Annotated in this window: 10 protein-coding genes and 1 tRNA gene; 8 read left to right on the forward strand and 3 right to left on the reverse strand. The window is 45.7% G+C overall.

Features of this window, described 5'->3' with window-relative positions; all coding sequences use genetic code 11:
- Window positions 1-157: 157 nt before the first annotated feature.
- The 4 genes from QT974_RS23405 (at window position 158) to QT974_RS23420 (ending at window position 3,795) form a co-directional block, all read left to right on the forward strand.
- On the forward strand, window positions 158-2,578 hold the full coding sequence (locus QT974_RS23405; RefSeq protein WP_333470815.1) for a DUF3987 domain-containing protein: 2,421 nt from the start codon (window positions 158-160) through the stop codon (window positions 2,576-2,578).
- A gap of 42 nt (window positions 2,579-2,620) precedes the next feature.
- The gene (locus tag QT974_RS23410; protein WP_333470816.1) at window positions 2,621-3,016 is read left to right on the forward strand and encodes a hypothetical protein; all 396 of its coding nucleotides are present in this window, start codon (window positions 2,621-2,623) and stop codon (window positions 3,014-3,016) included.
- 150 nt (window positions 3,017-3,166) lie between these two features.
- Entirely contained in the window at window positions 3,167-3,466 is a 300-nt protein-coding gene (locus QT974_RS23415) for a hypothetical protein (RefSeq protein WP_333470817.1), read from the forward strand.
- Between the two features lie 50 nt (window positions 3,467-3,516).
- The gene (locus tag QT974_RS23420) at window positions 3,517-3,795 is read left to right on the forward strand and encodes a flagellar alpha dynein (RefSeq protein ID WP_333470818.1); all 279 of its coding nucleotides are present in this window, start codon (window positions 3,517-3,519) and stop codon (window positions 3,793-3,795) included.
- 83 nt (window positions 3,796-3,878) lie between these two features.
- Here QT974_RS23420 and QT974_RS23425 read toward each other — a convergent pair.
- Window positions 3,879-3,952, reverse strand: a tRNA-Arg gene (locus tag QT974_RS23425).
- Window positions 3,953-4,604: 652 nt separating this feature from the next.
- Between QT974_RS23425 and QT974_RS23430 the strand changes: the two genes are divergently transcribed.
- The 4 genes from QT974_RS23430 to QT974_RS23445 all read left to right on the forward strand — a co-directional run bounded on the left by QT974_RS23430 (window position 4,605) and on the right by QT974_RS23445 (window position 8,408).
- Complete coding sequence (locus tag QT974_RS23430; protein WP_333470819.1) at window positions 4,605-4,727, forward strand: hypothetical protein; 123 nt, start codon at window positions 4,605-4,607, stop codon at window positions 4,725-4,727.
- Between the two features lie 254 nt (window positions 4,728-4,981).
- Window positions 4,982-5,656: an Npun_F0813 family protein gene (locus QT974_RS23435; RefSeq protein WP_333470820.1), complete on the forward strand. Its 675-nt coding sequence runs from the start codon at window positions 4,982-4,984 to the stop codon at window positions 5,654-5,656.
- A 570-nt stretch (window positions 5,657-6,226) separates the two neighbouring features.
- Window positions 6,227-7,276, forward strand: coding sequence for a hypothetical protein (locus QT974_RS23440; RefSeq protein ID WP_333470821.1), 1,050 nt, complete (start codon window positions 6,227-6,229; stop codon window positions 7,274-7,276).
- 154 nt (window positions 7,277-7,430) lie between these two features.
- Window positions 7,431-8,408 (forward strand): hypothetical protein, encoded by a 978-nt coding sequence (locus tag QT974_RS23445; RefSeq protein ID WP_333470822.1) that lies wholly within the window; start codon window positions 7,431-7,433, stop codon window positions 8,406-8,408.
- On the opposite strand, the gene QT974_RS23450 is transcribed toward QT974_RS23445, so the two are convergent.
- Both QT974_RS23450 and QT974_RS23455 read right to left on the reverse strand, forming a co-directional pair.
- A complete protein-coding gene (locus QT974_RS23450; protein ID WP_333470823.1) occupies window positions 8,405-8,680 on the reverse strand; it encodes a LapA family protein in 276 nt (91 codons plus the stop codon). The two genes, QT974_RS23445 and QT974_RS23450, sit on opposite strands and share 4 nt — an antisense overlap.
- 559 nt (window positions 8,681-9,239) lie before the next feature.
- Window positions 9,240-10,657, reverse strand: a 1,418-nt coding sequence (locus QT974_RS23455; RefSeq protein ID WP_333470824.1) for an IS1634 family transposase, incomplete at its 5' end; no start/stop codon positions are given.

Here is a 10,657-nt window from a genome sequence, read left to right on the forward strand (position 1 = left end):
TTGTCAACAAGTGTACCATTTTGTCTATTTATTCGCTAGCTAGGTACTAGCTCTAAATTTTCAACAAAAGTAAACACCAAAAAACCGCTGCTCTCAATTAGTACCTGACTGCAACGGCTTTTTGGACTTCAACTCGCTTAAGGGCGAGCCAATTTTCATGTACGACAATCTTACTCCGATCGGCGGTCAAGTTTCAAGTGTCCGCGGCAATCTTGTCAAAGTTTCAAAATCTAACCCTTGCCCGCACTGTGGCAAGCCTGACTGGTGCTACTCCATAGGCGAGCTTTCAGTTTGCAACCGCGACCAACCGCCCGCTACAGGTTGGGAAGCAACATCTAAAACTGACAAGGACGGCAAAATTTTCTACGCTCGTCCTCAAGAAAAGAAACCAGTCCGGTCGGCACAGACTCGCTACTGGAAATATCCCGATCGCAATGGTTGCCATTCGATACGTGTAGCGCGGATTGACGATGGCAAAGGTGACAAGAAAATTTGGCAACAGCACTGGGACGGCTCTAAGTGGCAGAAGGGGATAGGAGACGTTACCCGTGCCAACATCCCGATTTACCGCTATACAGAAGTCCAAAAGGCGATCGCAAATAACGAGCTTATTTTCATTGTTGAGGGAGAACCTTGCGCTGACATTTTATGGAATTTAGGACTAGCCGCCACTACCAACATCGGCGGTTCGGAAAAGTGGCAAACCTCTGACACAAGCGATTTAGAAGGTGCAGCAGTTATCATTGTCCCCGATCGCGATGAACCAGGCATCAAGCACGCCGAACTATTGCATCAAGAATTTCCAGACGCCTTGTGGCTTTACCCCTACCCCAACTCTAAAGCTTGGGAGAATTTACCCAAAAGTCAAGGGTTAGACCTAGCCGACTGGATTGAGCAACACCAAATAACAGCCGATGACATTAAAGCGGCGATCGGAGAGAAAAAAGTTCTTGAAGCTTCCCCGCAGGCAACCTTAAAAGTTGTCCGTCCTGAAAAGTTTCAAGTCCCCAACTTCTCCGAGTTAGGGGGGGAGATTGAGAAACTGCTAGAGTCCGACCTCAAGAAATCTCAGCTACAGCTTAAAATCTCTGAGCTCGCTCAAAAGTTCCGAGTACCCAGTGCGGACATCTGGAAAATCTACCGCGACCGCGAGCAAGAACTAGAGCAAGAATCCGACCAAGAAGACACAGCAGCCGAGGTTGCCCGGTTACTTTCCGCCCAAAAAGCAGGGCTTGAACTAGTAGAGATTTTGCCTCCTGGACTTGCAGCACCAATAAAAGAATTAGCGACCCGACTGAACCTCAAACCTGAGTGCTATCTAGCGGCTGGTTTAACTCAGGTTTCCAGCCTGTTCAAAGTTGGTTCAGAAGTCCTGCTACGACGTGATACCGATTACCGCTGCACTCCCAACTATTTCGCGTGCATCGTTGCCGAGTCATCACAGAAGAAATCGCCGATTATGCGAACAATGATTGAGCGGCCGATGAAGGTACTGCGAGACAAGGCAAGAACTGAATATCAAAAAGCCCTCACTGACTATGAAGCGGAATACAAACAGTGGAAGACCGCAAAAGGCGAAGACAAAGGACTGCCGCCAAAGGAACCTCGGCAACGACTCTACTCATTCTCTAAGTCCACAGGCGAGGGCATTCTCTACCAAGTGGCGGAATTCCCTGACCAAGCCCTGATGTACCGATGTGACGAGCTTGCAGGTTTGTTTAAGTCTGCTAACCAGTATCGAGGGGGTAAGGGTAGCGATGACGAAGACTTGCTTGAGTTTTGGAATGGCACAGGCAGCACACTCCTGCGGGCCTCTGGAGTTAAAGCAGATTTAGAAGGGCTGCTACTCAGTGTTTTCGGCACAATTCAGCCTGACGTACTGGCAGAACTGCTGAAGGATTGCAGCGACTCTAACGGAAAGTTTGCCCGCTTTGACTTTGTTTTCCAACCTTTGGCCGCTTCCAAACTGTCGGAAGAAGACAGCGGAAGTTTTGATATCACGCCGATGCTGGCAGATGTTTACACAAAAATCGACAAACTGCCAGCCATGAAATTTGAACTCAACCCGGAGGCAAAGCGACTTTTTACTGCGTTCTACAACGCCACGGAAGAACGGCGCGAGTCAGAGCTCAAACAAGGTATTCGCGCAATGGTAGGCAAGATACCGGAGAAGGTTGGCAAGATGGCCGCCATCATTCACACCATCAACTGTGTTTTTAATGGCGTTGAGGTTAGCTCTCTAATCCCTAAAGGCGCGGTGGAAGCGGCGATAAAGTTCGTCAAATTCTCTGCTGACCAGATTGCCAGCCTCTACGCCGAGTTTTCCGATCGCAAGGCTTTAGCTCCTAGCTTGGCAAAAATCCTTTTGCTGGCTGAAAAAAAGGGTGGCGTACTCTCTACCCGCGAAGCTCAACTTGCTTTTCCTTTCAAATATCGGCCATCGGCTCAACATACCAAAGAGTTGTTTGGAGAACTTGAGTCAATGAATTATGGGGTAGTGACTACAGTCAAAAAAACAATTTCATTTTCTTTGACTACGACTACAGTGACTACAGTAGCCTCAAACCAAGACACATAGAGCTTTACAGTTGACTACAGTCAGCGTTCAGCAATGACTACAATGACTACAGTAAACGAAACTACTGTAGTCAATTGTGGTCACACTGTAGTCAAGGATAGACTACAGTCCGAAACCTTATGTAGCAAGGCACTAGAGCCTACTGTAGTCACTGTAGTCAAGAATTCTGCACTTTCTGAAAAAGCAGAAAATTCATTGCTGAGTTCGGAGCCTTCCCCTACCCTAAAATCAGCCGCCATTCCCAAAGGTCACAGAATTTTTGAGATAGGCGATCTGGTTGTGCCCAAGGATGTTGGCGGTATCTATCAAGGTGCACGCGGTAAGGTTGTGGATATTTTTTACGGCAGCGCTAGCCAGACCTATTTAGTGAGGTTCGATAAGCCTGTCAGAAACGTCCAACAATCTGAGTTTGAGGCTTTCGATCTGATGAAGCTTTAGCATCCTTTGCCCTGGTAATCGCAGCTAATGGACTTGTGCTAATTGGCTGCGATCGTGGGGATCTTGTGTCTACAAATTTTGTCTACAGAATGTTGACAGTGTAGACAATTCTGAGCCATTGTAGACAAAAGATGTTTACAGGTGTCTACAATGAGTCAAAGTCAAGTCATATCATTCAGAGTTTCCGGTCACTTCCTGAACTGGATAGAAGCTCAGAAGCTAGATTGTGAGTCGATCAATCAAGCTGCACAACGCATTCTCAAGGAAGTATCAGGCGTGTCTACAGATTGTATACAAAATGTGTATACTCCAAGCAATCATAGCGTCGTGTCTACAAGTGTGTCTACAATCCCCGTTGAAACTGTAGACAAACTGGTATCGGATCGCCTTGACCCAGTAGTTAAACAAATGGCCGCCATTGAGGAACGGCTGGGAAAATTGAGTGCCTGAGAGAATCCACTGCCGACCGAGAACGGGAAGCAGAAACTCTCAGGCAAGAATTGAAAGCGGCCAACAAGCAACTCGCAGAATGGGACAAGGAACTGAATCAGTTACACGAGCGCAACGGCGACTTGGATTTAGAAGTTCAGAATTTAAAAGAAAAGTTGGCGGTCGTGACGCGCGATCGGGAAGAAAGTAAAAAGTTGACTCAGGCAGTCGCAGATTTTCCAGAACCGGCCGACTTGCTCAATCAGTTGAAAGGGCGGCGTAAAAAGTCGAGGGCAGGCTTGGCCGATATGGAGGCAGTTTTAAAAATACTCAGCTACTCAGAAGAGTAGGACTGAGCTAAAGATGAGCGGAAAACCAGACTTTCGGCAGCTTAGTCAATTTAAAACCTTTGCTGTGTATAACGTTTGTCTAATGGGTACGGCAGGACTTGAACCTGCGGCTCGCTGCTTAGAAGGCAGCTACTCTATCCAACTGAGTTACGCACCCAACTCAAAAAATTCTAACAACATCATTGTATCGGTGCAGTGTGCGATCGAGCAAGTAAATATCTGACAACTTATCCAAAAACCGCTGCGATCTACACAAAATAAGCAGTGCAGGCGCCGCAGGCATCCAGGCAAAACCCCATTTCCGGTAATGACTCAAGTCTAAAAGCGGTCTTTGGGGTTAATTTGACACCAAGCATCTGCTCCGCGAACCCTACAGCCGAGAGCCAAAGGTTAAAACATTCAGACCAACTAAACCGCAGCAGCTTCAATCATCACCGACCTGCAAAAATGTCGAACCGGATACCGCAATTCTGGAAACTTGTTAAAAATAATCGTTGAACAATCGCTAACAGCTTCAAAAGCAATAGTTGCAAGCTAGTGGTGCATGGGGCCAGGGCCTTGCTCTACCCGAATCTGCGCCTGTGGCCCACAAAAACGAGCCGGCTCCAGCAGATAGAGACAAAAAGCATACCTTCTGGAATCAGTTGTAGTTGAATGGTGAAACGCCAGATAAATTTAGCCAAGTTCTGTATAGCACTTGGGCCACAGTGACTGCTTTGGTGATATGTAGTTATATTTGCTAATATTCTGCTCGAGTCGATCTTTGGGAAAAATGTGGTAGAACTAGGATTGAAAGACCAAAGACTCAGGTGAAAATCCCTGATGGTACGGAGCCTGCACAATCAGCTTCCTCTACGGCATCAAAGCAAAACAGTCAATCGCCCGATCGAGACGAGCACCAAAATCAAGCGTTGCCAGTACAGCAGTCATAAGTTGTGCGCGGGGGACTTTCCTTCGTTGGTTGGTTGATACCTCAAGGTTGAAACAATTTCAGCTTAGATATTTGTCAGCAAATGCTCGCAAAAAAGTATCCGAACGCTCGATAGAAGAAGCATCTCTGGGTGATTGGGAGCAGTCCTGCTTTCTTTAAAGTGGACTCGCTGAATCAAGAATCCCCAAGCCTAAAAACTTGGGGAGTGTCAAAAGCACAGCACCTCGGCCATGACAGGAGTCAAATCGCAGTGTCATGTTTATTCTGAAACGGCAGGATGTTGAAATAACCAATTTTCAACACCCAAAACGGGACCAACAAATTCCCATTCTCAATTATCAGGGGCAGACTTTTCGCCTGATCAGCGCTTTCAACGGCAAGCAAGCAGAAGACGCCAGAGCCTTGTGGCGGGATTTAACCGACAACCGCGGCAAAGCCTGTGTTCTGCTAGAAGAACCCGATAGATACAGCGTCTGGGGAAAAGTTCGTTTGGATCAGCTTGCAGGTGAAGAACCAGCAGGTACAGAATCGGCAAAAGCACCACTGTTCGCACAGGGTTGTCTGCTGCTCCTCCAAGCTGTTTACTTCGATGTAGAAGACCTCTTAGGCGCCAGGCAAGCGGCATCGTTTCAGAAAGATATCGCCAAGGTATTTCAGCAGGGAAAGTTTCCCCAAGCAGACTCCCCGGATGCGATCAAAAATTGGCTGACCGTTAGTCCCTTGCAAAATCATAAGGTGCCGCCTTGGCAAGAGCAGCATCTCAAGACCTTATTGCAAGAACTCTACCGTTTGGGCAAATCATATTTTGGCGATACGGGCTTCGCTGAGGGAGTGAGTGATGTGCTGCAAGATATGCCAGCACCGGATCGCACTCTGTTTCTAGATTGGCTGAAACAATCAGCCCTCAATAAGTTGTGGATAGCAGCATAGAAAATCTCGGACAATTGCCAGCCACAATTGAGCCAAGATAATCGAGCTGACAGACATAATTTCACTGTAGGGGATAGGCGATATACAGGTCGGATTGCCAACAAAACATTGACCAACCTTTGGTCAATAAACTTGTTTAGTCAGTTTGGATGCCACCTAAGGTGTGGCAATTAAACTAAATGTAAATCGCACTACCCACCGGAAATCTCTTGAGATAACAGGAGGAGTGCGAAAGCAAAAAAACAGAGACAGCACAAGTTGAGAGTATAATTTCAGAGATAGATTTGGTAGTGTAAAAGCCTTAATGGTGGAGACATAAACCATATTTCTATCATCAATTTCCGGAAAAAAGAGAGGCTGATCGCTAATAAAAAAAATTAGTAACTGAGATATGATTCTTGTTTAGTCTTTCTCGATTGTACGAGGGCAAAAGTCCAGAGTACACGCTGAGGGCGCCAGTTTTTCCGGAAGCGTCCGATCAAGGTTCTGTGGCGAAAGAATCCTCATCTACAATAATCAAAAATTGAGATGGGGTGCGTTCAACCGCTAGTTAGGTCTCGTGAAATCCCTATGAGTAGCACTTCAGAAAAGTCATCTACATCTTCATCTTTACTGTCAGCTCAGACCCTAGTGATTATGGGAATTGTCTGGGCTGTAATGGCGCTGCTGTTCTTTTTACTGTTCAGCGTCCCGCTTTCAGAAGACAAGGGTTTACCGCTTTGGTACCGAATCGGCACTTATGTTTTTGAATGCGGAGCATACCTGGGAGCATCTTTAGTTTGTTTTAGAAACTGGAAAAGCCCCCACATGGTCAGCGGGCGCAACGTGTGGCTGGGCATAGGTCTGGGGATGCTCTTCTATTTTATCGCCGGCGTGTTATTTGGCATTTGGGAACTGTATTTCGAGGTCAGCCCTGATGTAACTCCAGCAGATGCGTTTTATCTCGGTAGCTATGTGGTGCTAATCGGGGGCATGGTAATAGCTGTGAGTTCTAAGCGCCTGAATCTAGAAATTTGGCAGTGGGGTTTGTTAGCGGGAATTGCAGCCTTTGGGATTGTTGTAGCTATCTGGGTTGCTGCACCTGACTCTTGGAGGACTCAGCTAGGAATGGCTGTGCCCGCCCAGGAAGTCGTGACAGGAGCCGCACCAACAACAAAAGGAAAAGAAAAAGCCCCGGCTATTGAAAATTCGGCCGAGTCAAAGGCAAAAGGAGCGACGGCTGCTAAACCCGCACCCTCGGAGGAAACAGAATCGAGTAAAGCTCCCGCATGGGTGATGGCGCTTGACGAGCAACTGTCGCCTTACGCCTATGCAATCAATTTGTTTTACATCGTCGGGGACGTTTTTCTGCTGATTATTGCTACTGCACTGCTGCTGGCGTTTTGGGGAGGACGTTTTTCCCAATCCTGGAGGATGATTGCGGCTGCAACTTTTTCGCTTTACATTGCGGATATGTACTTTAAATGGCGGGATACTCAGGCTGAGGGTAGTTATCAAAGTGGCAGTTTGCTGGAAGTATTTTTTGTTTTCAGCGCCATCCTGTTCGGAATAGGAGCTATCTTGGAACATGACATCTCAACCCGTTCCCGTCAGAGCAGGCGGACTCGTCGCTCCGCTTAGGGATTGGAGATTGGGGTGTTGCTGAAGCAAGCAGGGACGCGAAAGCTTTTAGCCTTTGTCGGCTTCTATCAACAGCCCAATCGAAGATTAAAAATCACAGTTCGCCGATCGCACTTGCTGCGTCTTTTCACGTATTTTTGCTGGAAAACTTGGCATGACGCCCACAAAACTCTCGGATTCAGACAAACGCGAACTCCTCAGACTGTACCGACAGTCCGACGAGAATACGATCGCTCTAGCCAAGCGCTACGGAGTGAGCAGTTCGACTGTCAGGCGCATCCTTCAGGGCGCTTTGTCAGAGCCGGAATACGAATCTTTACTCCAGAAGAAACAAAAGCGTTTGTCGGAGCTCCGCAGCGATTCTGAACCGACAGAGGAGAATCCCGCACCGGCCGACAAAAGCGAAACCGCTCCTGTCGGTGCGTCCGAGTCAGTCCCTCTCCCGCAGTCAGTCGCCAATTCCAAGCCGACAATCCGACAGCGTTCTGTATCAGTCGCCAAACCAAGCCCAGAAATCGAAATCCCTGGAAATTTACAGTCGGATTTGCAGGTTTCAGATTTACCAGCTCCGGCGGCGACCAATCTTGCTCCTGAGCGCCGCCGAGCTGCTGCGACTGGGGAACTGCAAGGAGTGCTGGCAAATGAAGATTTTAGCGATTTCGATGAAGATGAGGAGGATGACGGCGAGGATGAGGAGGATGACGACTTCGACGAAGATTTGGAAGATGAAGATTCTCTGTTTGAAGCAAGTATGCTGGGCTCGAACTCGTCGGGAGAGTCGATCGAACCGAGGGCTACAGGGGTAATTCAAGTTTTGCCTTTAAGTGAAGCCTCGCTCCCGAAAATTTGCTACTTAGTAGTCGATAGAGCCGCGGAGTTAATCACTAGACCTCTGAAAGCCTTTGGCGAACTCGGTCAAATTCCGGCGAGCGAAATTCGCGAGAAAACTCTACCAGTGTTTGACAATCACCGAGTAGCCCGCCGATTTTCTACTCAGAATCAAAGAGTTTTCAAAATTCCTGACGGTAGGCTGCTGCAAAAAGCTGCGCCTTACTTGCTAGCCAAGGGAATTACTCGGCTGCTGATTGACGGTAAGGTTTACTCGCTCTCTTCGGTACAGGAATTAACTTAATATTCTGCGGTGTCTGAATCTTCGGGATTTGCCTGAAATTGGGGACGGTTCGCTTGGGAATCTGAAAGGTGCCACAGCGGTTGCAGCAGCGCCGCGACGATCAGTCCTGCACTAATGCCGATCGCCAATACTAATCCTACGGGAATTTGTATGGATTTAAAAAAGATAAAGTTTAAGGCGACTGGGGCTGCGTTCTGCACTGAGATTATGCCGATCGCGCTGGCTAAAATTGCTACAAAAAAACTAATGGCAAGCAGAGGAATTGTTTTCATAAAGCTATGGACAGGCTAATCTTGTAACTTTGTTAATGCCCTATTCATATTATAACTATTTTAACTATTCTTAGGAAATATCCTATCGTTAAATAACATACAGTCAAATCCCAGGCAAAGTCAAGTATATGCAGCTCTAATTAGGATTTTTTTGACTTGACTTATTTAATATAAAAATATAAAAACTTTTTTACATCCCCAATTTTTACAAGTCCAAGTATATTGCAAGTATATAGTTGGCTGCCATCTAACCCACATTCCGCACCCCCAACTGGCACATAAGCTGCTTGAGGAGGTAAAAGTGAATCATCCGAGACAATAGTGAGTAAAAACACCCAAAATATCTGTGCAACGAAGCATCACCGAGTTAGGAATTCCTAACTCGGTGATGCTCGGACATCAGTTAAATTTTCTTAACCCATAAAACGTCAAAAATCAGACCATTAACAACTATTAATTCCCAGCATATATCGCCAGCATTATGACAATAATGCATCACTGCTAAGTCAACAATTATTTAAATCTAAGTCAGTTTTACCAATTAATAATCGACTTCATTTCACAACAATAAATAATAAGACCGACAGGTGACTGGAAACAAATTTAATATCGCCAACCGTTCGGATGTCAAATTAGAAACTTGTTGAATTCCTTGAATGCAAACGGCATGAATCGACTGAAAACTTTGGAATATCCAGCGTAGAGTAGGTCGATTGGTTCCTTTGCCTAACTGATTTTTTACGGTCGAATTTGTGAGCTGTAAGTTTTGACGCAGTAACCTTTGACCTAAAGTATAAACCAACAAACATAAACCCATTACCAAAGTTAAAGCCTCGATTCTTTCCGGCGACTTGAGGAACACGCTATCCGTAAAAAATAGGGGGTCTTTCAAAAACCCAAACCCTCTCTCTGCCGCCTGCTGTTCCTTATATTTCACAATCATTTCATCGGGATTTAATTGTGACGCATCCAGCACATTAGTAGCCAAGATAAATCTGCCACTAGCTTTGGTTTCTTTAGCTATCACACTAGCATCTAATTCTAGTTGTGCTTGAACTTTAAATATCAAGCTAGAGCTTGAGCTATCATGAGAACTGGTGGAATTCGTGCCGGGTTTTGCTGTCGCTTGTCTGCTAGTAATTTGGGTTAAATTATGATATTTTAGTTGTTTGGATAAGCGATGAGCTGCTGCTACCGCATCGGCATCACAAGCAAATTCAATATTTGATAATTCTCGCAACTTTTTCTGACCTTCAATTTCAGCTTTTTTGAGGTTTTTTTCTAACTTACGTCGGTCAGCATCACGACGTAAATTGCTCTCTACTACCAACCATCTTTGTGCAATTCCACCATAATTACTTTTGTGTTCTGACCAACTATATCCCGTCACTGAACTTTGATGAAATTCTGATTCATTTAGCTGAGATACCAGTTGCTGCGCTTGTTTGAGGCTCAGCGGTACACGAGTCAACCATCTTAAATTGGTTAACATTTCTAAGTTGGGAGCGGTATATAATGCACTATCCGCTACCATTAAACTGTCGAGATTTAACTGTTTCTTAAATTCCTGAAAAATTGAGGCGAAGACAGAATTATCTGATTCGTTTCCGGAAGCTGCTCGTAAAAATAGTGGCACATCTCCATCTCCACTACAAATTAGGTCTAATATAAACTGTTTTAAGTCGGGGCGATGGTCACGAGAATAGCCGTAGGTAATCTTAATTGGTATTGGAGATGTTTGATGGTTGATTGATAAATTTTCTAACTGATTGTCATCTATTTCTGTGCTATAAAAAGATACTGATGGCAGCTCTTGCTCATATTTACCATGTAGATGAAATGAACTTGAGTCTAAGTGAGATGTATCGGTTTTTAACTCGAATTTTTGAGCGGCTAACAGGGCAATGGCTGTGAATATTTCCGTAATTCCTGCCAAATATAATTTATCTAATACTCTGCCTAAACGGTCATCATTCA

This window comes from Microcoleus sp. BM001215392, from assembly GCF_036700185.1.
GTDB lineage: Bacteria > Cyanobacteriota > Cyanobacteriia > Cyanobacteriales > Microcoleaceae > Microcoleus.